24 protein-coding genes and 1 pseudogene are annotated in these 18,749 nt (G+C 70.8%); 13 read left to right on the top strand and 12 right to left on the bottom strand.

All coding sequences use genetic code 11. From position 1 onward, the window contains the following. Positions 1–15: 15 nt before the first annotated feature. Genes ASG83_RS03935 through ASG83_RS03920 form a run of 4 tightly spaced genes read left to right on the top strand, consistent with a single transcriptional unit; the run spans position 16 to position 5,803 of the window. Complete coding sequence (locus tag ASG83_RS03935; RefSeq protein ID WP_055857406.1) at positions 16–846, top strand: carbohydrate ABC transporter permease; 831 nt, start codon at positions 16–18, stop codon at positions 844–846. A gap of 22 nt (positions 847–868) precedes the next feature. Continuing rightward, positions 869–2,512, top strand: a complete 1,644-nt coding sequence (locus ASG83_RS03930) for an FAD-dependent oxidoreductase (RefSeq protein WP_055857403.1) — start codon at positions 869–871, stop codon at positions 2,510–2,512. A 10-nt stretch (positions 2,513–2,522) separates the two neighbouring features. Continuing rightward, a complete protein-coding gene (locus tag ASG83_RS03925; RefSeq protein ID WP_055857401.1) occupies positions 2,523–3,485 on the top strand; it encodes an acetylxylan esterase in 963 nt (320 codons plus the stop codon). A gap of 26 nt (positions 3,486–3,511) precedes the next feature. Beyond that, a complete protein-coding gene (locus tag ASG83_RS03920; RefSeq protein ID WP_055857398.1) occupies positions 3,512–5,803 on the top strand; it encodes a glycoside hydrolase family 2 protein in 2,292 nt (763 codons plus the stop codon). On the opposite strand, the gene ASG83_RS03915 is transcribed toward ASG83_RS03920, so the two are convergent. From ASG83_RS03915 to ASG83_RS13110, 5 genes and pseudogenes are all read right to left on the bottom strand, one after another. Continuing rightward, complete coding sequence (locus ASG83_RS03915; protein ID WP_055857395.1) at positions 5,800–6,228, bottom strand: MarR family winged helix-turn-helix transcriptional regulator; 429 nt, start codon at positions 6,226–6,228, stop codon at positions 5,800–5,802. The genes ASG83_RS03920 and ASG83_RS03915 overlap by 4 nt on opposite strands. A gap of 224 nt (positions 6,229–6,452) precedes the next feature. Next, positions 6,453–7,346 carry a hypothetical protein gene (locus ASG83_RS03910; protein WP_200959258.1) on the bottom strand — a complete coding sequence of 298 codons (894 nt, stop codon included), beginning with the start codon at positions 7,344–7,346 and terminating at the stop codon, positions 6,453–6,455. Positions 7,347–7,439: 93 nt separating this feature from the next. Next, the gene (locus ASG83_RS03905) at positions 7,440–8,156 is read right to left on the bottom strand and encodes a winged helix-turn-helix domain-containing protein (protein ID WP_082514825.1); all 717 of its coding nucleotides are present in this window, start codon (positions 8,154–8,156) and stop codon (positions 7,440–7,442) included. A 257-nt stretch (positions 8,157–8,413) separates the two neighbouring features. Beyond that, positions 8,414–8,805, bottom strand: a pseudogene (gene upp / locus ASG83_RS03900) (uracil phosphoribosyltransferase); the annotation flags it as partial. A 1-nt stretch (position 8,806) separates the two neighbouring features. Further along, positions 8,807–8,986 (bottom strand): uracil phosphoribosyltransferase (locus tag ASG83_RS13110; protein ID WP_304437680.1); only part of this gene is annotated, 180 nt, incomplete at its 3' end. 24 nt (positions 8,987–9,010) lie between these two features. Here ASG83_RS13110 and tadA point away from each other — a divergent pair. Then, the gene (gene tadA / locus ASG83_RS03895) at positions 9,011–9,478 is read left to right on the top strand and encodes a tRNA adenosine(34) deaminase TadA (protein ID WP_055859220.1); all 468 of its coding nucleotides are present in this window, start codon (positions 9,011–9,013) and stop codon (positions 9,476–9,478) included. Here tadA and ASG83_RS03890 read toward each other — a convergent pair. From ASG83_RS03890 to ASG83_RS03880, 3 genes are read right to left on the bottom strand one after another with little or no spacing between them, the layout of a single operon-like run. After that, complete coding sequence (locus tag ASG83_RS03890) at positions 9,450–10,376, bottom strand: cation diffusion facilitator family transporter (protein ID WP_055857388.1); 927 nt, start codon at positions 10,374–10,376, stop codon at positions 9,450–9,452. The genes tadA and ASG83_RS03890 overlap by 29 nt on opposite strands. Positions 10,377–10,386: 10 nt before the next feature. Continuing rightward, entirely contained in the window at positions 10,387–10,746 is a 360-nt protein-coding gene (locus tag ASG83_RS03885; RefSeq protein ID WP_055857387.1) for a hypothetical protein, read from the bottom strand. A 21-nt stretch (positions 10,747–10,767) separates the two neighbouring features. Further along, positions 10,768–11,142 (bottom strand): hypothetical protein, encoded by a 375-nt coding sequence (locus ASG83_RS03880; RefSeq protein ID WP_156710933.1) that lies wholly within the window; start codon positions 11,140–11,142, stop codon positions 10,768–10,770. Positions 11,143–11,204: 62 nt separating this feature from the next. Here ASG83_RS03880 and proC point away from each other — a divergent pair, with 62 nt between their 5' ends. Further along, positions 11,205–12,032: a pyrroline-5-carboxylate reductase gene (gene proC / locus ASG83_RS03875; RefSeq protein WP_055857380.1), complete on the top strand. Its 828-nt coding sequence runs from the start codon at positions 11,205–11,207 to the stop codon at positions 12,030–12,032. 6 nt (positions 12,033–12,038) lie between these two features. Here the strand turns inward: proC and ASG83_RS03870 are convergent, their stop codons facing one another. Further along, on the bottom strand, positions 12,039–12,710 hold the full coding sequence (locus tag ASG83_RS03870; protein ID WP_055857377.1) for a TrkA family potassium uptake protein: 672 nt from the start codon (positions 12,708–12,710) through the stop codon (positions 12,039–12,041). After that, positions 12,703–14,151, bottom strand: coding sequence for a TrkH family potassium uptake protein (locus tag ASG83_RS03865; protein WP_055857374.1), 1,449 nt, complete (start codon positions 14,149–14,151; stop codon positions 12,703–12,705). The genes ASG83_RS03870 and ASG83_RS03865 overlap by 8 nt, the downstream gene beginning before the upstream one ends. A gap of 68 nt (positions 14,152–14,219) precedes the next feature. Between ASG83_RS03865 and ASG83_RS03860 the strand changes: the two genes are divergently transcribed. From ASG83_RS03860 to ASG83_RS12390, 3 genes are all read left to right on the top strand, one after another. Further along, complete coding sequence (locus tag ASG83_RS03860; RefSeq protein WP_082514826.1) at positions 14,220–14,720, top strand: helix-turn-helix transcriptional regulator; 501 nt, start codon at positions 14,220–14,222, stop codon at positions 14,718–14,720. Between the two features lie 106 nt (positions 14,721–14,826). Beyond that, positions 14,827–15,021, top strand: coding sequence for a helix-turn-helix domain-containing protein (locus ASG83_RS03855; protein WP_055857371.1), 195 nt, complete (start codon positions 14,827–14,829; stop codon positions 15,019–15,021). 158 nt (positions 15,022–15,179) lie between these two features. Further along, positions 15,180–15,278: a 30S ribosomal protein bS22 gene (locus tag ASG83_RS12390; RefSeq protein ID WP_003792170.1), complete on the top strand. Its 99-nt coding sequence runs from the start codon at positions 15,180–15,182 to the stop codon at positions 15,276–15,278. Positions 15,279–15,351: 73 nt separating this feature from the next. On the opposite strand, the gene ASG83_RS03850 is transcribed toward ASG83_RS12390, so the two are convergent. Beyond that, positions 15,352–16,191: an HAD family phosphatase gene (locus ASG83_RS03850; RefSeq protein WP_082599060.1), complete on the bottom strand. Its 840-nt coding sequence runs from the start codon at positions 16,189–16,191 to the stop codon at positions 15,352–15,354. A gap of 35 nt (positions 16,192–16,226) precedes the next feature. On the opposite strand from ASG83_RS03850, the gene ASG83_RS03845 reads away from it, so the two are divergent. The 3 genes from ASG83_RS03845 to ASG83_RS03835 are packed head-to-tail and all read left to right on the top strand — an operon-like array spanning position 16,227 to position 17,549. Further along, positions 16,227–16,478 (top strand): glutaredoxin family protein, encoded by a 252-nt coding sequence (locus tag ASG83_RS03845; RefSeq protein ID WP_055857368.1) that lies wholly within the window; start codon positions 16,227–16,229, stop codon positions 16,476–16,478. Further along, entirely contained in the window at positions 16,475–16,774 is a 300-nt protein-coding gene (locus tag ASG83_RS03840; protein WP_055857365.1) for a Dabb family protein, read from the top strand. The genes ASG83_RS03845 and ASG83_RS03840 overlap by 4 nt, the downstream gene beginning before the upstream one ends. Positions 16,775–16,811: 37 nt before the next feature. Then, on the top strand, positions 16,812–17,549 hold the full coding sequence (locus tag ASG83_RS03835; protein WP_055857362.1) for an SOS response-associated peptidase: 738 nt from the start codon (positions 16,812–16,814) through the stop codon (positions 17,547–17,549). A 22-nt stretch (positions 17,550–17,571) separates the two neighbouring features. Here ASG83_RS03835 and ASG83_RS03830 read toward each other — a convergent pair whose 3' ends face one another. After that, entirely contained in the window at positions 17,572–18,147 is a 576-nt protein-coding gene (locus ASG83_RS03830) for a thermonuclease family protein (protein WP_055857359.1), read from the bottom strand. 73 nt (positions 18,148–18,220) lie between these two features. Here ASG83_RS03830 and ASG83_RS03825 point away from each other — a divergent pair, with 73 nt between their 5' ends. Further along, positions 18,221–18,730 carry a hypothetical protein gene (locus ASG83_RS03825; RefSeq protein ID WP_055857357.1) on the top strand — a complete coding sequence of 170 codons (510 nt, stop codon included), beginning with the start codon at positions 18,221–18,223 and terminating at the stop codon, positions 18,728–18,730. Positions 18,731–18,749 lie beyond the last annotated feature (19 nt).

The following is an 18,749-nucleotide window of genomic DNA, read 5'->3' as shown; positions in this document are numbered from 1 at the left end:
TCCCGCGTGCCGTCCATGATCTTCCTCTACCTGCTGTCGTTCCTCGTGCTCGTCCCGTTCATGTGGATGATCAGCATCGCCTTCACGCCCGAGGAGCAGGCCTTCGGGCAGGTGGCGCTCATCCCGACCGACCCGACCCTGGGCAACTTCGAGACGGCGTGGATCGACGCGAACATCTTCCGGGCCATGACCAACTCGGCGATCGTCGCGCTGACCGTCGTCCTGAGCAACAGCGTCATCGCCGTCATGGCGGGCTATGCCTTCGCGATGCTGCCCTTCCGCGGCAGCTTCGCGGTCTTCGTCACGATCATCTCGACGACGGCCATCCCCGTCTCGGTCACGCTCATCCCACTGTTCCTGATGGCGCGAGGGATCCCTCTGGCCGGCGGCAACGACATCTTCGGCCAGGGCGGCAGCGGACTGCTCGACACCCTCGCCGGCGTCATGCTGCCCTACCTCGTGCTGCCGATGAACATCTTCCTGGCGCGCCAGTACTTCTCCATGGCGCCCGCCGAGCTCGCGGAGGCCGCTCGGATCGACGGAGCAGGGGAGTGGGCGATCTTCGCGCGCATCTACCTCCCGCTCGCCCGGCCGCTCATCGCGGTCGTCGCCATCTTCTCCTTCGTCGGCGTGTGGGACGACTTCCTCTGGCCCCTCGTCGTGACCAACTCCGCTGAGGCGCAGACCGTCCAGCTCGCTCTGGCGCGCTTCCTCGCGACGGGCAACATTCAGTACGGGCCGCTCATGGCCGGTGCCGTCCTCGCGACGATCCCCGTCGTCATCCTCTTCCTGTTCAACCAGAGAGCCTTCGTGTCCGGTCTGGCCGACGGCAGCGTCAAGGGCTGATCGCCCCGTGAGAGAGGTACCCATGTTCACTGCACCCCGGTCTGCCGATCTGCTCGTCCTCGGCGGCGGCCTCGGCGGCACGGCCGCCGCGCTCACCGCCGCGCGACTGGGCCGCACGGTGATTCTCGTCGAGCGCGGCGATTGGCTCGGCGGGCAGCTCACGACCCAGGCGGTCCCGCCGGACGAGCACCCATGGGTCGAGAGCGAGCTCGGCTCTGAGAGCTACCGCGAGCTGCGCGACCGGATCCGCGAGCACTACCGACGCTTCTTCCCGCTCACCGAGGAGGCGCGCACTCGCGAGACCCTCAATCCCGGCATGGGCAATGTCTCGCGTCTCTGCCACGAGCCGCGCATCGCAGCGCTCGTGCTGCACGAGATGCTCTCGCCCCACATCTCCTCAGGGCTCATCACGCTGCTCCACGGATGGGAGGCGAGCAGCGTGACCACGCGCGGGCGACGGATCGAGTCGGTCATCGTCCGTCGGGGGAACGACGAGGTCGAGCTGACTGGCGCGATGGTCATCGACGCGACGGAGGAGGGGGAGTTCCTCGAGCTCGCCGGCCTGCCGTTCGTGGTCGGCGCCGAGGCGCGAGCTGAGACCGGCGAGCTGCACGCACCTGAGCGGGCCGATCCGATGGATCAGCAGGCCGTCACGTGGTGCGCAGCGGTCGAGTACCGCGCCGGCGAGAATCACACCATCCCGGAGCCGGCCGGCTACCAGCACTGGTTGACCACGGTCGACCCCCGCTGGCCCGGCCCGCAGCTCTCGTGGTCGGATGTCGTCCCGCACACCCTGGAGGAGCGCGTCAGGCCGATGTTCGCTGACTCGCCCGAGCGAGCCATCCATGAGCGCGCCGACGACCTCTGGCACTATCGGCGCGTCGTCTCCAAGGCGGTTCTCCGCGATGAGTTCCCCGGCGGCGAGGTCACCATCATCAACTGGCCGCAGGTCGACTACTGGGAGCTGCCCTTCATCGGCGTCGACGCCGAGACCCGCGCGCGCGCCATCGACGGCGCCCGCGACCTCACGCTGAGCCTCGTGCACTGGATGCAGACGGCGGCTCCGCGGCACGATGGGGGCATCGGATACCCGGAGCTGCGCCTCCGGGGCGACCTCACCGGCACGTCTGACGGGCTCGCGAAGGAGGCCTACATCCGCGAGTCGCGACGTATCCGTGCCCTGTTCACGATCACCGAGGGCCACATCGGTCGCGAGATGCGGGGTGAGGATGCGGGTAGCGAGCTCTTCGACGACAGCGTCGGCGTCGGCTACTACCGCATCGACCTGCACCCGTCGACGTCGGGCCGCAACTACGTCGACATCGCCTGCTTCCCCTTCCAGATCCCGCTCGGAGCACTCATCCCGGAGGATTGCGACAACCTGCTCGCCGCCGCGAAGAACATCGGCACGACCCACATCACGAACGGTGCGTACCGCCTGCACCCGGTCGAGTGGTCGATCGGCGAAGCGGCAGGAGCGGCGGCCGTCCGAGCGCTCGATTCCGGCCTCACCCCTCGGCAGGTCCGTGAGTCCAGCCGCGAGCTGCGCGCCCTTCAGCGCTTGCTCTCCGACACGCTCGGTGCGACGCTCGCCTGGCCGGAGGAGATCCGCACCGGTGCGGAGAGCTTCGACCACGTTCCCCAGCCCGCCGCCAACCCCGCCTGAGAGGACCACCGTGCTCACCGACCTCGATGAAGCGGGGCTGCTCGCATATCGCAGCGCCGTGACCGACCCAGCCGATTTCGACGCGTTCTGGGCCGAGACCCTGGACGACGCGCAGCGTCATCCGCTCGACCTCGTCGTCGAGCAGGTCGAGGTCGGGCTCGCAACCGTCGATGTGTTCGACGTGACCTTCAGCGGGTTCGGCGGCCACCGCATCCGCGCGTGGCTGCACCTGCCGCGCATCGACGGCCCGCTCCCCGCCGTCGTGCAGTACCAGGGCTACGGCGGGGGCCGAGGGCACGCCTACCAGTCGCTGCTCTGGTCGGCCGCCGGCTATGCGCACCTGAGCATGGACTCACGAGGCCAGGGCGCGGGCTACAGCGCCGGAGCAACCGGCGACCCGGTCGGCACGAGCGGCCCGACCACCCCGGGAGTCATGACGCGCGGGCTCGAGGCCCCGCACGACCACTACTATCGGCGCCTCATCACCGACGCCGTTCGCGCCGTCGATGCCGCACGCGCGCTCGAGCGCGTCGATGCCGCGCGAGTCGCGGTCGTCGGCGGCAGCCAGGGGGGCGGGCTCGCGCTCGCCGTCGGAGGACTGCGAAACGACGTGGCCGCGGTCGTCGCGCACGTCCCCTTCCTCTGCGACATCCGGCGAGCCAGCCGCATCACCGATGCGATGCCGTACAAGGAGCTCGGGAAGTATCTCGCGGTGCATCGAGGGTCGGCCGATCGGGTGTTCGCGACGCTCGCCTACTTCGATGGAGTCTCGTTCGCGCGCCGGGTCGACGCTCCCGCGTTCCTGTCGGCGGCGCTCATGGATCCGACCTGCCCGCCCTCGACGGTCTACGGAGCCTTCCACGAGCTCCGCGGCGCGAAGGACATCGCGCTCTGGGAGTACAACGGACACGACGGCGGCGGCCACGACGACGACGAGCGGGCCGTCCGGGGCCTCGCGCGGGTGCTCGCGTGATCCGCCGGGAGCTCCATGAGGGGTGGATGCTGCGCTCCGCGGGCGGGCCCGTCCCGTCCTCGATCGCCGGGCGGGCGATCCCGGCGAGCGTGCCGGGCGTCGTCCACACCGACCTCCTGGCCTCCGGGCTCATCCCCGACCCCTACCTCGGGATGAACGAGCACGAGCTCACGTGGATCGGGCGCAGTCGGTGGTTGTACAGCCTCGACTTCGACTGGCGTGATGACGGGATGCGTCGGCACGACCTCGCGTGCGACGGGCTCGACACGAGCGCCGTGCTGCGCCTCAACGGCGTCGAGCTGGGCCGCGTTGCGAATCAGCATCGCCGGTACCGCTTCGACGTGGCCGAGGTGCTTGTGAGCGGCCTGAATCGGCTCGAGATCGAGTTCGACTCGGCGCTCGAGATCGTCGAGGAGGAGGCGCGCCGGGTCGGCGACCCGCCTCGTCCGCCGGTGTTCCCCCACCCCTTCTCGCTCCTGCGGAAGTCGGCGTGCAACTTCGGCTGGGACTGGGGCCTCGACGTCGTGACGGCCGGCATTTGGCGACCGATCGCGATCGAGAGCTGGAACGGCACTCGGATCACCGCCGTACGGGCCTCCGCACGCGCCGACCGCACGGCGACCGTGACGGTCGACCTCGAGGGCGACGGCGAGTTCACGGCGACGATCGCCGGCGTGAGCGCGACGGGGCGGGGCGCGATCGAGCTCACGGTGCCGTCCGCCGAGCTCTGGTGGCCGCGATCGCACGGCGCCCAGCCGCTCTACGACCTCGTGGTCGAGACGGACGACGATCGGGTCGTGCAGCGGGTCGGGTTCCGCACCGTCGAGATCGACTCCGCGGGCGGCGCGTTCGGCGTCGTGGTCAACGGCGAGCCCGTGTTCGTGCGCGGCGCCAACTGGATCCCGGACGACGCCTTCCCGAGCCGCGTCGGTCGGGCCCGCATCGCGGCGCGCGTCACCGACGCGATCGAAGCGAACATGAACTTGCTGAGGGTCTGGGGCGGCGGCACGTTCGAGCACGACGACTTCTACGACGAGTGCGACGAGCGCGGTGTCCTCGTCTGGCAGGACTTCTTGTTCGCCTGCTCGGCATACCCGGAGGAGGAGCCGCTCTACTCGGAGGTCGCGGCCGAGGCCCGCGACGCCGTCGACCGCCTGGCCTCGCACCCCTCGATCGCGTTGTGGAACGGAGCGAATGAGAACATCTGGCAGCACGTCGACCTCGACTGGGACACGCAACTCGACGGTCGGACATGGGGCGAGCGCTATTACCTCGAGCTGCTGCCGAGCATCGTCGCGGCGCTCGATACCGACCGCCCGTACGTCCCCAACAGCCCCTTCTCGTGGAACTCGGAGAACCACCCCAACGATCCCTCCGACGGCCTTTGCCACCTCTGGGACGTCTGGAACGACCTCGACTACACCGCATACGCCGACCACAGCCCGCGATTCGTGTCCGAGTTCGGGTTTCAGGGACCTCCGGCCTGGTCGACGCTCACGCGCGCAGTCCACGACGAGCCGCTACGACTCGACGGGCCACAGCTGCTCTCGCACCAGAAGGCCGACGACGGCCAGGCCAAGCTCGCGCGCGGCCTCGCCCCGCATCTTCCCCCGGGCCGCGACTTCGTCGATTGGCACTGGGCTACGCAGCTCAATCAGGCTAGGGCTGTGCGGTTCGGCATCCGCCACTTCCGCAGCCTGGCCCCGTACAATCAGGGCTCGATCGTCTGGCAGCTCAACGACTGCTGGCCCGTCGTGTCGTGGGCGGCGGTTGACGGTGACGGCGTGCGCAAACCGCTGTGGTTCGCGCTTCAGGAGGTCTACGCCGACCGCATCGCGATCATCAGCGGCGACGAGATCGTCGCGATCAACGACAGCGCAGAGCCGCTCGACACGACGATCGAGGTCGTCCGTGCGACCGGACGCGAGTCCGTGACGGTCTCGCTCGGGGCGCGGTCGGTGCGTCGGATGCCGCTCCCGAGCGGCTCGGGGTGGGTCGCCCTCCGCAGCGACGAGCTCGAGGGAGATCTCCGGCTCGCGGGAGAACCCGTCGATATCGATCTGTCCGCACCACGCATGACCACTCACGTTGATCGGACGGCGAACGGCTACCGAGTGACGGTGACGGCGGCTGAGCTCATCGTTGACCTCTGCCTGTTCCCCGACCGCATTCAGTCGACGGCGACCGTCGATCGATCGATGGTGTCTCTCATTCCCGGCGAGAGCGCGACGTTCGAAGTCGCCGTGCAGGGCGACATCGATCCGACGCTGCTCACGGCCGCGCCGGTGCTCCGGAGCGCCAACGACCTGTTCGGCTAGCCGCGCAGTCGGCGGCAGAGATCGGCGAGCTGGGCGAGCTCCGCGGGGGCGAGCGAGCCGCCCACCCGGCGCGCGATCGAGTCGGCGTGGACGACCGCGACCCGCTTGAAGAGCTCCCAGCCCTCGTCGGTGAGGGCGGCGATCGTGCCGCGGGCGTCGGACTCGTCGGGGAGTTTCTCGACGAGCCCGCGCGCGGCCAGCCGGTCGATGAGCCGCGAGACGCTCGGCTGGCTGAGCAGGAGGTGCGGGATGAGGTCGCGGATGCGCATCCGACGCTCGGGCGCCCGGCTGAGGTTGAGCAGCACGTCGTACTCGGTGAACGAGATCTCGGTCGTCGGGAACTCTGCCGTGAGCTGCCGCAGCACGGAGACCTGGGCGCGGAACAGCGCCTCCCAGGCGTCGATGGCCAGCGACTTGTCGGTCATGGCATTACTCTATGCACACGCATGCTCGTGCGGGTCGATGACATGACAAAGGCCCGGCCGCCGAGGCGAGCGACCGGGCCTTTCCCTTGCACCAAGAGTGTCCTGCAATCACATTCCGCGTTCGCTGCCACAGCAAACAACTAACGCTCGATCAATGTATAACGGTGAGGTAACGGTGTCTAGTTATCTGTTCGTTATTTTTCTGCGAGATCACCCAGAGCGGCTCAGGGGCGCTGCGGGGGGCGGTTCGGGTCGCTCGAACCCGACACCGGGGGGAGCTTCTGCGTCGGGTCTGCGCTGCCCGCGGTCGACGTGCTCGTGGCGGGACGCGTCGCGGTCGTGCTGCTCGACGAGTCGGAGCGCAGCTCGTCGGCCTTAGCGCGCAGCTGCTCCTTCGCGCTCGGGCTCGAGCTCGCCTCCTCCTTGATCCGGGGCGCCTCAGCCTCGGCCTTCGACAGCCATCCCTCCCAGCGCGCCTGCATCGGCTTGATGAGGCCGCCACCGGCTCCGACGACGATGACGCCGCCGATGATCGCGAGCACCGTGATGAGCACGGGCGTCGTGACGGTCGTGGCGATCTCGACCTGGTTGAGCGCCGCGGTGATCCCGAGGAAGAGGATGAAGATGCTCGCGATGTTCGCGATGACCCTCCCGTACGAGAGGCCGCCGAGCATCCCCTGGATCAGGGTCTTCGCCCCGGCCGCGATCGCCGCGGCGACGATGACGATGATGATCGCGACGATGACGCGCGGCAGGAAGGCGATGATGCCCTCGAGCAGGTCGCTCACCGGGTTCGGCCCGAAGACGCCGAAGGCGAACTGCAGGACGAAGAGGACGAGCGTGTAGTAGACGATCTTCGAGATGATGTCGCTCGCGTCGAACTTGGATCGGTCGAGGGCCTTCTTCACGCCCCCGCGCTCGACGAGGCGGTCGAAGCCGACGCGCTCGAGCAGCTTGTCGAGGCCCTTCGCGATGAGCTTCGCGATGATGAGCCCGACGACGAGGATGATGATGAAGAGAAGGAGCTTGGGCAGGAAGTCGATGACATTCGCGAGCCCGTCTCTGACGATGACGTTGACGTCGTTCATGGGAAGCCTTTCGATGAGTGCTGTGCTCATCGAGAGTGCCCCCCGAACGGGGGGAGCGGGCAGGGGCTTGCGCGCGACCGGATCGTGCCCCACTATCGCGCGCCCGCGCCGGGCGAGCCCTCGCTAGAAGAAGTCGGGCGAGGGCGTCGAGGAGTACGTGATCGACACGTCGGCGTGACGGTCGAACCGGTACCCGGCGCCGCGGACTGTGCGCACGATGTCCTCGTAGCCGCCGAGCTTGGAGCGCAGGCGGCGCACGTGCACGTCGATCGTGCGCTCGTTCGGCACGTCCCCGTCCTCATCGGAGCCCTCAGACCACAGCGACGAGATGAGCTCGCTGCGGTCGATCGTGCGGCCCTCGCGGAGAACCAGGTACTGCAGGAGCTCGAACTCCTTGTAGGTGAGCGACGCCGTCTCGCCATCGAGCACCACGCGCTTGCGCGAGATGTCGATGACGACGCCGGGCACGATGCGCTCGGTGGGCGACTCGGTGCGGCGATAGCGGGCGAGCGCCGCGGGATCCTGCAGGGCCAGGCGCACCACCTCGACGTCGCGGCCGCCCGCGCCGGTCGGGGCGAGAGCGACGGCGGCGTGCGTCTCGGCGCTCGGGGCGAGCTCGGCGGTCACGCGCTTGAGCTCGCTCACCAGGCGACCCAGGTCGATGCCGGCCGCGGCGGCCTTGCGCTCGTCGAGGCCCACGTAGAGCACGAAGCCGCGGGCCTCCGTTCCCGACGGCACCGCGCGCTGACGCGAGGCGTCACCGGTCGCGGGCCGGGCGGTCTCGGCGGAGTCGAAGGGCTCGGCGCTCGCGGAGAGGCGGGGGTCGTGTCGGTCGGTCATCGGTGTCCGATGCGGGAGGCGATCAGCGGCGGGCGGGCGGCGGTCACGCGCGCGGTCGACGACGATCGTCCGTGCGCCGCGGCATCATGCCGGCGTTCCCAGGGGCCTCGAAGGAGGTCGGGGGCAGCGCGTGGACGGTCATGCCCGACAGTATCCTCGCCGCGCTCGCGCGCGGTCAAGGCGCCCCGCCGCCACCGCGACACACGACGACACACGCGGACCCGGACCCGGATCGAGGTCGGACGGGCGGGAGGGGCTCAGCCGACCGTTCCGTACAGGCGGTCGCCGGCATCCCCCAGACCCGGCACGATGTAGCCGTGCTCGTTGAGGCGCTCGTCGAGGGCGCCGAGCACGATCGTCACGTCGCGGCCCTCCACCGCCTTCTCGATCGCCGCAAGACCCTCGGGGGCGGCGAGCAGGCAGATCGCGGTGACGTCCTGCGCTCCGCGGTCGAAGAGGTACTCGATCGCCGACAGCAGCGAGCCGCCCGTCGCGAGCATGGGGTCGAGCACGAAGCACTGGCGGTTCGAGAGGTCCTCAGGCAGGCGCTCGGCGTAGACGCTCGGCTCGAGGGTCTCCTCGTTGCGCACCATGCCCAGGAACCCGACCTCGGCGCTCGGCACGAGCTTGACCATGCCGTCGAGCATGCNCTGGGTCACGGGGGTCGTGATCGTGACCTCCTCCACGCGCACGTCGCGCGTCGCCTCGTAGGCGAGGAGGGTCACGAGCTCCTCCGTCAGTGCGCGGAAGGTCGGCGAGGGCGTGCGCTCGTCGCGGAGCACCGTGAGCTTGTGGGTGATCAGAGGGTGGTCGGCTACGTGCACTCGCATAGGCTCAATCTAACGGAGGTGGCGATGACCGCAGTGTCCGAGCGCGACCGCGAGGCCATGCGCGCGGCGCTCGTCGAGGCCCGCGTGGCGCTCGCCACCGCCGACGTCCCCGTCGGAGCCGTCGTGCTCGACGCGCAGGGTCGCATCATCGGTCGGGGGCGGAACGAGCGCGAGCGCCTCGCCGACCCGACCGCCCACGCTGAGATCGTCGCCCTGCGCGAAGCGGCCGCGGCATCCGGCGACTGGCAATTGAGCGGATGCACGCTCGTGGTCACTCTCGAGCCCTGCGTCATGTGCGCCGGGGCCATCCTGTCGGCGCGCATCCCGCGCGTCGTCTTCGGCGCGTGGGACGACAAGGCCGGGGCGGCCGGGAGCGTGCTCGACGTGCTGCGCGACCGCAGCCTGCCGATCCGCGTCGCCGAGGTCGTGGGCGGGGTGCTCGCGGAGGAGAGCGCGGCTCTGCTCAGCGAGTTCTTCCGGGCGCGGCGCTGAGCCCCGGCTCGATGTAGATGACGCGCGCGTGCGGCACGGCCTCGCGCAGCTCGGCCTCGAGGGCGTTGATCGACTCGGCGACCTGCTCGATCGGCTCGCCGCCGTCGAACGTGACCTTCGCCGCGACGAGCAGCTCGTCCGGCCCCAGGTAGAGCGTCTTCATGTGGATCAGGCGTGACACCGCCCCGTGCCCGGAGATCACGGCGCGGATGCGCGCGTCGTCCTCCCGGGAGGCGCCCTCGCCGACGAGCAGGCTCTTCGTCTCGATGCCCAGCACGATCGCCACGAGCACGAGGAGCAGCCCGATCATGATCGTCCCGATTGCGTCCCACAGGGAGTCGCCCGTGAGGATGGTGAGCCCCACGCCGATCAGGGCGAGAACCAGGCCGAGCAGCGCGGCGACGTCCTCCAGGAGGACGACCGGGAGCTCGGGCGACTTCGCCCGACGGACGAACTGCACCCACGACTGATCGCCGCGAACCTGGTTCGACTCGCGGACCGCGGTGCGCAGCGAGAAGCTCTCGAGCGCGATGGCGATGACGAGCACGACGATCGGCAGCCACGCGTTCTCGAGCGGGTGCGGCTCGCGCAGCTTGGCGATGCCCTCGTAGAGCGAGAAGACCCCGCCGACCGAGAACAGGATGATCGCCACGACGAACGCGTAGACGTACCGCTCGCGCCCGTAGCCGAAGGGATGCTCGGTGTCGGCCTCCCGCCGCGACCGGCGCCCGCCGATCAGCAGCAGGAGCTGGTTGCCGGCGTCGGCGACGGAGTGCACGCTCTCGGCGAGCATCGCGCTGGAGCCCGAGACGAGGAACGCGATGAACTTGGTCACCGCGATCCCGGTGTTGGCGAGCAGTGCGGCGATGATCGCCTTCGAGCCTCCCGAGGCGCTCATCGCGTCCTCATCACCAGAAGACGGCGAGGACGACGTTGACGAGCGCGAGCCCGCCCGCCGCGTGGAAGAACGGCTTGATCGAGCGGTCGTTGCTGCCCGAGCGCGCCTTGCGCCAGCCTAGGAGCGCCGCGACGAAGACGACGATGGCGATCACGAGCTTCGTGATGATCTTCGCGTAGTCGAGGTCGCGGTCGAGACCCTCGGCGAGACCGGTGAGGAGGATGCCGGTGACGAGCTGCGTGATCGCCCCGCCGAGGACGGCGGTGATCGCGAAGCCGTCGTTCCTTCGCATCTGCAGCAGGAAGGGACCGATGATCGCCGCGAGACCGATCACGTGGCCGACGACGAGGAACGAGTAGAGGAACTCCATGACGTGATCCTGGCAGAGCCGCTAGTCGGCGCCGCGGATGACGATGACGTCGGTCGGCGTGTCCATGTCGTCGCGCGGTCCCGCGACGTCCGGCTCGAGCACGATCGCCGAGATGGTGGGGGCGGCGGCGCGGATGCCCGCCTTCACCTCGCGCAGCACGGCGACGACATCGGCGACCGGCGTGGAGGGCCCGAAGCCGAGGACGGCGGTGACGAGCGCGCCGCTGCCGTGACGGTGGATGACGACCTCGCCGACGCTCTGCACGCCCGGCGTGAGGACGAGCACCTCGCGGATCGCGGCGGCCTCGCGCGGGTCGACACCCTGCGCCGGGGTGCCGTTCCCGGCGCCCTGCGCCGCGACTCCCCGGGCCGTCGTGCTGTCTCCGGTCGCGCTCATGCCTTCGCCCTCCATCGGTCGATCCGCCGCTTGCCGTAGGTCCTCCAACCTACACTCGTGGCATGAGCTCGCCACTGCCGTCCACGGCCATCCTGGGAACCGGCTCGATGGGAGGCGCGATCCTCGCCGGACTCCGCCGTCCCGAGGTCGCGGTCGAGGGCGTGCGCGTCACCACGCGCACCGAGGCCTCCGCGGCCGCCCTGCGCGCGCAGGGCGTCGAGGCCCGAGCGATCGAGCACGACAGCGCGGCGAACGACTGGGCCGTCGAGGGCGCCCGGGTCGTCGTGCTCGGCGTGAAGCCCGTGCAGATCACCGGCCTGCTCGCCGAGGTCGGGCCCGCGCTCGACCCGGGCGCGCTCGTCGTGAGCGTCGCTGCGGGCGTCACGACCGCGTCGATGGAGGCGGTCGTCGCGAACCCGGTGGTGCGGGCGATGCCGAACACGCCGTCGCTCATCGGCCGCGGGGTGACCGGTATCAGCGCCGGGTCCCGCGCCGATCGCTCCGAGCTCGCGCTCGCGACCGCGCTCTTCCGCACCGTCGGCACTGTGATCGAGCTCCCCGAGTCGCAGATCGACGCGCTCTCGACCGTGTCGGGCTCGGGCCCGGCCTACGTCTTCCTCCTCATCGAGGAGCTCACCCGCGCCGCGCAGTCCCTCGGCTTCGACGACGACGTCGCCCGGCTCATGGTGCAGGAGACCTTCCTCGGCGCCACCCTCCTGCTCGAGTCGACCGGCGCCGACCCCGAGGAGCTGCGCCGCCGGGTGACGAGCCCCAAGGGCACCACCGAGCGCGCGATCGCCGTCATGCAGGAGGCCGACCTCGCCGGGATGTTCGAGCGGGCGACGGCCGCGGCGCTCGCTCGAGCCCGCGAGCTCGCCGCCGGCGCGTAGAGGGGTCTAGCTGTCGAGCGAGGCGAACCGGTCGATGTCGGCCTCGGTGCCCGAGACGATGATGAGGTCGTGGTTCGAGACGACCGTCTGCTCGGTCGCGTAGGTGAACGGCTTGCCCGGGCTCTTCACGCCGACGACCGTGATGCGGTACTTCGAGCGCACCTCCGACTCCGTCAGCGACAGGCCGCGGATGGGCTTCGGCGGGTACATCTTCACGAGCACGAAGTCGTCGTCGAACTCGATGAAGTCGATCATGCGGCCCGAGACGAGGTGCGCGACGCGCTCGCCGGCCTCGGCCTCGGGGTAGATGACGTGGTTCGCGCCGATGCGGGCGAGGATCTTGCCGTGCGACTGGCTGATCGCCTTCGCCCAGATCTGCGGGATCTTGAGGTCGACGAGGTTCGCGGTGATGAGCACGCTCGACTCGATCGACGACCCGGTCGCCACGACCGCGATCGAGAAGTCCTGCGCGCCGATCTGCCGGAGGGCGTCGATCGAGCGGGCGTCGGCCTGCACGGCGTGCGTGACGCGCTCGGCCCACTTCTGCACGAGGTTCGGGTCCTCGTCGACGGCGAGCACCTCACGGCCGAGCCGTTGCAGCTGCCCCGCGGTCGCGGCGCCGAAGCGGCCGAGCCCGATCACGAGGACGGGGGCGTCGTGGCGGATGCGCTCAACCAACGATGGGCCTCTCTTCCGGGCGGCGATAGAGCTGCCGGCGGTGGCTCGCGGCGAGCGCCGCGGCGAGGGTCACTGTACCAACGCGCCCCGCCCACATCGTGGCCGCGAGCACGTACTTCGCGGGTTCGGCGAGCTCGGGGCCCGTCAGGCCCGTCGAGAGCCCGCACGTGGCGAAGGCGGAGATGACGTCGAACAGGACGAGATCCAGCGGAGCCTGGGTGATGTGCAGCACCGCGATCGACGCCGCCGACACGATCGTCGCCCCCCACAGCACGACGCTCACGGCGAGACGCAGGACGTCGACGGGGATGCGGCGCTCGAAGGCCTCCATGTCCTTAACGCCCCGCGCCTCGGCGAGCGCGGCCAGGAACAGCACCGCGAGCGTCGTCACCTTGATGCCGCCCGCGGTCGAGGCCGAGCCTCCGCCGACGAACATCAGCATGTCCATGACGAGCAGTGTCGAGCCGTTCATCGCGCCGACGTCGACGGTCGCGAGGCCGCCCGATCGCGTCATCATCGACATGAACCCCGCGGTGAGCGGTCGGTTCCACGGGTCCTGGCCGCCCAGCGTGCCCTCATTGCCCCACTCGAGCAGACCGATCGCGATCCAGCCGAGGGCGAGGAGGATGAGGGTCGTGGTGAGCGTGAGCTTCGCATGCACCGAGAGGCGGGCGCGCGACTTCACCCACCGCGCGAGCGCGAAGATGACGGGGAACCCGATCGCGCCGAGGAAGACGGCGATCGACAGGACCGACAGCATCCAGATGTCGCTCGCGAAGATCTCCATCCCCTGCGGGAACGGGACGAAACCGGTGTTGGTGAAGGCCGAGAGCGCGAGGTAGAAGCCCATCCAGATCGCCGACCACGCGTCGAACCCCTCGATGAGCAGGCGCGGCACGACGAGCGCGGTGATCGCCAGCTCGATGATGATCGCGCTCGCGGCGACGGTCGCGAGCAGCGTGCCGATCTCGCCGAGGCGCACGGCCTGCGACTCGGAGACGGGCCCCGCGTGCACGCGCGAGGGATTCGTGTCGGAGGCCGCGACGAGCTTCGCCCGGAGCCCCATGCGCTTCGCCACGACGAGGCCCAGGATGCTCGCCATCGTGAGCACGCCGATGCCGCCGATCTGCATCGCGAGGACGATGACGACGTTGCCGAAGATCGACCAGTGCGACGACATGTCGACGACGGTGAGCCCCGTCACGCAGATCGCCGAGACGGCGGTGAAGAGGGCGTCGGCGAGGGGGGTCCACTCCCGTTCGCCGACGCGGGCGATCGGCAGCGAGAGCAGCGCGGTCGTGATGAGGATGAGCGCCGTGAAGACGACGATCGCGAATCGGGCGGGCGAGGATGTCGTGACGTTCGCGAGCGCGGACCGCAGCGCTCGCAGCGGGCCGACCCCGTCATCGCGGCGCACGCCCGACCGGGTCGCAGTGGACATCCTCATCTCCCCTCGGCCCGCGGGCCGGTGTCATGGTACTCCCGCGCCGGGCTGACTAGCCTTGACCCATGGCCGACATCTTCGATGTGATCGCCGACGCCACGCGTCGAGAGCTGCTGGAGCACCTGCGCGAGGCGGCGCTCGTCTCCTCGAGCGGCGAGCTGAGCGTGGGCGAGCTCGTCGACCGGATGGACGCGACGCAGCCGACCGTCTCCAAGCACCTGAAGGTGCTGCGCGATCACGGTCTCGTGCACGTGCGCGACGAGGGTCAGCACCGCTACTACCGCATCGATGTGGAGCCCCTGGAGGAGGTCGAGGACTTCCTCCTGCCGTTCCTGGCTCTCGACGACGCCGAGTCGGGCGCGAGCGTCCCGATCTTCGCCGCGTGGGCCGGAGCCGACGTCGAGCAGGCCGGCAGCTCCGTCGGCCGCGCCGCCGCCGATGCCTCGTACCGGGCGCGCTCGGCCATCCAGGGGGCCCAGGGGCGCCTCGCCGACGTGCAGGAGCAGCTGCACGACGTGCAGGAGAAGGTCACCCGCCGCCTCCAGTGGCGCCGCGACGAGCGCTGAGACAGCCCCCGTTCGGGTCGCTTTACACCCGCCACACCAGCCCCTACAGTTTCAACGCGCGACCCCGTCAGCCCGGCGGCTCGCGCGTGGACGAAGGACACAGCGGATGACCCGTGATCTCTCTGAGGTGCGCTTCCTCACCGTGGCCGAGGTGGCCGACATGATGCGCGTCTCCACCATGACGGTCTACCGCCTCGTGCACGCCGGCGAGCTGCCCGCGATCCGCTTCGGGCGCTCCTTCCGCATTCCCGAGTCGGCCGTCGCCGCGGCCGTGCGCCCGCCCGTCGCCGACGTCGGCTGAGCTCGGGCGGGCGATCGCCCGCCCGCCGCCTCCTCGCCATCCCGCCGCGTCTCCGCCCGCCCGCACGGCGCGCCTGGTGCCTGCGCTAGACTTCTGCGGTACATGACCGGGTCTGAACGGGCCACCGGTTCGTTCAGGCTGAAGATCAGAGGTTTTTCATGGGTTCTGTCATCAAGAAGCGCCGCAAGCGGATGGCGAAGAAGAAGCACCGCAAGCTGCTGCGCAAGACGCGTCACCAGCGTCGCAACAAGAAGTAGAGCATCCGCTCACCGCAAGCGCTCGACCCTCGGGTCGGGCGCTTTCGCGTTGACGCCGGCGCTGCGCGACCAGTCAGCCGCGCCGGCCGTCGCCGGGCTCGTCCTCGTGCGGGTCTCCCTGCGCCTCGCGCCGATCGTCTCGGCGGCCCGAGCGCAGCACGGCGCGGGCCTCGCGGCGGATGCGCTTGCGCGCCGCGCGGACGCTCGCCGCTCCGGCGGTGAGCACGGGCCAGGCGTGCGCCCGTGCGTGTCGCGACAGTGCGGTGTCGGGGTTGACGACGACCCGGTTGCCGACGAGCGCGAGCAGGGGGATGTCGTTGCGGCTGTCGCTGTACGCCCAGCAGTCGGCGAGCCTCGCCCCGCGCTCGGCCGCGAGCGCCTCCGCGACCTCGGCCTTGCGCGCGCCGTGCATGATCGCTCCGTCGAGCTCGCCCGTGAACACGCCGCCCCGGCTGCGGATGCGCGTGCCGACCGCCCCGGTCAGGCCCAGCCGCTGCGCCATCACGCTCGCCATCGCCTCCGGGGTCGCACTGAGCAGCCACACCTCGTGGCCCTTCGCCCGGTGCTCGCGCGCGAGCGCGACCGTCTCGGGGATCAGGCGCTGGTGGATCGAGCGCTCGTAGCTGTCGACGGCCAGGCGCGTGAGCTCGCCCTCCGTGCGGCCGGCGACGAGCGCGAGAGCGCGCTCGCGGACCGAGAGCTGGTGGCGCGTGTTCTCGCCGACGGCGATGAATCGGGCCTGCGCCCAGACGAATCCGAGCACATCGCGCAGCCGGATGAAGCCTTCGCGCCACGCGGCGGTGCCGATGTGGAAGATGCTCGCGCCGCGCATGAGCGTGTTGTCGATGTCGAAGAACGCGAGGATGGGCGTCGGCGACGGGGAGTCGGCGGCGCTGCCGGGCGAGGTGGACATCCCTGCCAGCATACGTCCGGCCGTAGGCTGGGCTGGTGCCCGCGACGACCGTGACGCTGCTCAGCCGACCCGGCTGCCACCTGTGCGACGACGCGCGCGCGATCGTGACCCGCGTCGTCGGGGAGGTCGGCGGCGTCGGATTCGAGGAGCGCAGCATCCTCGACGACGAAGCTCTGCTGGAGCGCTACCGCGACGAGATCCCGGTCGTGCTCATCGACGACGCCGTGCACACCATCTGGCGGGTCGACGAGACCCGCCTCCGTTCCGCACTTCTGGAGGATCAGTGATCAGGCACATCGTCTCGTGGACTCTGCAGGCTCCCGACGCGGAGGGCAGGGCCGCCGCGATCGAGGGGATGCGCTCGCGGCTCGAGCCGCTCGTCGGCGTGATCCCCGGGCTGCGGTCGCTCGTCGTGCGCGGCGACATCGGCCAGGTCGACGCGAACTGGGACGTCGTGCTGGTCTCGGAGCACGACGACGCCGAGGCGCTCGCCGCCTACCAGGCGCACCCCGACCACGTCGCCGTCGGCCCGTTCGTGCGGAGCGTCGTCGCCGACAAATCGTGCGTCGACTACGAGTTCTGAGCCCCGGGCTCTGAGCTCCGGACGGGACTGAGCGAGCATGTGCGGTCGGTACGCGAACACCAAGAGCGGTGAGGAGCTCGGCCGCTACTTCGAGGCCGATGAGGTCGACGAGGTGCGCCTGCCGCCGAGCTGGAACATCGCGCCGACGCAGCGGGTGTTCGTCGTCGTCGACACGGTGCCGAAGGATCTGGCCGGTTCGGGCGCCGACGCGCCGGTCGCTCGCCGCGTGACGACCGCGCGCTGGTCGCTCGTGCCGCGGTTCGCCAAGGAGCTCGCGTCGAAGTACCCGACCTTCAACGCCCGCAGCGAGACCGCGGCCGAGAAGCCGACCTTCCGATCCTCGGTCGTGCGCAGCCGCGCGATCGTCCCGGCGGACGGCTACTACGAGTGGCTCACGGTCGGGAAGACCAAGACGCCGTACTTCGTCACCGACCCGGAGGAGGGCGAGCTCGCCTTCGCGGGGCTGTACTCGTGGTGGCGGCCGCCGGTCGCCGAGGGGTCGAAGGGCACCGAGCCGGAGCCGTGGGTGCTGACCGCCACGATTCTGACGCGGGCGGCGGCGGGGCCGGCGGCGCGCATCCACGATCGGATACCGGTGATGCTGCCGCGCTCGGAGTGGGACACCTGGCTCGACCCCACGATCGCCGGCGACCACGCGCTCGTGCAGCACGCGGTCGCGGCGTCGCAGCCGGTGATCGAGCGGCTCGCGGTGCACGAGGTCGCGCCGCTGCGCGGCGACGGGCCCGAGCTGATCGCGCCGCTCAACCCGCTCTAGCGCGGTTCGGAGTCCGGCCCGACTAAGGGGCCGGGCAGCTGCCCCACAGGCCGCGGCCGGCGTCGCGGGCCGCGCGCTCGGCGGCCTGCAGCTCGGGCCAGTAGCGGTCGTTGGGCTCGACGCGGATGGCCTCGGCGTAGCCCTCTGCGACGAGCTCGAGGTTGATGAGGGTGCCGTCGGCGGCGTAGAGATACATGAGCTCGCGCTCGTAGCGGTCCTGCGGGTCGCGGTCGTAGGCGTATCCGACCTCGCTGCCGACGGGCGCGAGCGCCTCGAGCGCGGCCGTCGCCTCCGGCCCGAAGCACTCGAGAGGGTCGCGCACCTCGGGGGTGTCGAGCCCGATGAGCCGCACGCGCAGCTCGTCGCCGCCGACGCGCAGGCGCACGGTGTCGCCGTCGGTGATCGACGCGATCGTGCCCGTGCCGGTCGGCTCGCCGAGAGAGCCCGAGCCGCCGCCCGACCCGCCGCCCGTGCCCGTGCCCGGTGCGCCGGGCACCCCGCGGTCCGGCTCGCGCAGCTCGACCGGGAGGGGCGAGCAGCCCGCGAGCGAGCCGAGCACGAGCAGCGCGGCGAGCGCGAGGGCGGAGGAGCGGGGCACGCTGTGAGGCTACCGGGGCGCATCCGACATCGACGCGGCCGGACGTATGCTGGCGCCGACGGAAGGACCCGCCGTGACCGACGACCGCTCACCCGGAATCGACCCGCGATTCCCCGAGGTCTACCAGCGCGCGGGCGCCGACGCGCCGATGACCGCCCCGGTCCGCCGCGCGCCCGCCCGAGCCGCCGACCCCCGCCCCGTGCTCGATGAGGGGATGGTGGCGCCGAGCGCCGCTCCCGGCCCGCGCGGCCAGGCGGCGCCGAGCGTCGCGGCGCGCGCCGAGAAGCCGGAGCGCTCGCTCGAGCTCGTCGTCGTCGGCAACCCGTGGCTCCGCGCGCTGTGGATCGTGGGCGGGGCCACGCTGCTGCTCGGCATCGGCGCGATCCTCTACGCGCAGAACGCCTTCCTCGACGCGAGCACCGCGGGCTTCGACCGCGCCGCGCTCGTCCTCCCGACGATCGCGAGCGAGCTCTCGGGGCCGCTCGTGACGGGCGGCGTGCTCGCGCTCGTCGCTGCGACGTGCCTGCGCATCGCCGCGTGGCGGCCGAAGGGGTATCGCACGCTCGAGCCCGACGCGCAATAGGTCGGTTGGCAGCAGCGCA

Source organism: Yonghaparkia sp. Soil809, assembly GCF_001429705.1.
Taxonomy (GTDB): Bacteria; Actinomycetota; Actinomycetes; order Actinomycetales; family Microbacteriaceae; genus Microcella.
This window is presented reverse-complemented; position numbering and strand designations above follow the sequence as displayed.

Excerpts from the sequence above, each read along its gene's own strand:
- ASG83_RS03935 (WP_055857406.1), top strand. The coding sequence starts at position 16 with ATGATCTTCCTCTACCTGCTGTCGTTCCTCGTGCTCGTCCCGTTCATG.
- ASG83_RS03930 (WP_055857403.1), top strand. The coding sequence starts at position 869 with ATGTTCACTGCACCCCGGTCTGCCGATCTGCTCGTCCTCGGCGGCGGC.
- ASG83_RS03920 (WP_055857398.1), top strand. The coding sequence starts at position 3,512 with ATGCTGCGCTCCGCGGGCGGGCCCGTCCCGTCCTCGATCGCCGGGCGG.
- ASG83_RS03915 (WP_055857395.1), bottom strand. The coding sequence starts at position 6,228 with ATGACCGACAAGTCGCTGGCCATCGACGCCTGGGAGGCGCTGTTCCGC.
- ASG83_RS03910 (WP_200959258.1), bottom strand. The coding sequence starts at position 7,346 with ATGAGCACAGCACTCATCGAAAGGCTTCCCATGAACGACGTCAACGTC.
- ASG83_RS03905 (WP_082514825.1), bottom strand. The coding sequence starts at position 8,156 with ATGACCGACCGACACGACCCCCGCCTCTCCGCGAGCGCCGAGCCCTTC.
- tadA (WP_055859220.1), top strand. The coding sequence starts at position 9,011 with ATGACCGCAGTGTCCGAGCGCGACCGCGAGGCCATGCGCGCGGCGCTC.
- ASG83_RS03890 (WP_055857388.1), bottom strand. The coding sequence starts at position 10,376 with ATGAGCGCCTCGGGAGGCTCGAAGGCGATCATCGCCGCACTGCTCGCC.
- ASG83_RS03885 (WP_055857387.1), bottom strand. The coding sequence starts at position 10,746 with ATGGAGTTCCTCTACTCGTTCCTCGTCGTCGGCCACGTGATCGGTCTC.
- ASG83_RS03880 (WP_156710933.1), bottom strand. The coding sequence starts at position 11,142 with ATGAGCGCGACCGGAGACAGCACGACGGCCCGGGGAGTCGCGGCGCAG.
- proC (WP_055857380.1), top strand. The coding sequence starts at position 11,205 with ATGAGCTCGCCACTGCCGTCCACGGCCATCCTGGGAACCGGCTCGATG.
- ASG83_RS03865 (WP_055857374.1), bottom strand. The coding sequence starts at position 14,151 with ATGTCCACTGCGACCCGGTCGGGCGTGCGCCGCGATGACGGGGTCGGC.
- ASG83_RS03860 (WP_082514826.1), top strand. The coding sequence starts at position 14,220 with ATGGCCGACATCTTCGATGTGATCGCCGACGCCACGCGTCGAGAGCTG.
- ASG83_RS03855 (WP_055857371.1), top strand. The coding sequence starts at position 14,827 with ATGACCCGTGATCTCTCTGAGGTGCGCTTCCTCACCGTGGCCGAGGTG.
- ASG83_RS12390 (WP_003792170.1), top strand. The coding sequence starts at position 15,180 with ATGGGTTCTGTCATCAAGAAGCGCCGCAAGCGGATGGCGAAGAAGAAG.
- ASG83_RS03850 (WP_082599060.1), bottom strand. The coding sequence starts at position 16,191 with ATGTCCACCTCGCCCGGCAGCGCCGCCGACTCCCCGTCGCCGACGCCC.
- ASG83_RS03835 (WP_055857362.1), top strand. The coding sequence starts at position 16,812 with ATGTGCGGTCGGTACGCGAACACCAAGAGCGGTGAGGAGCTCGGCCGC.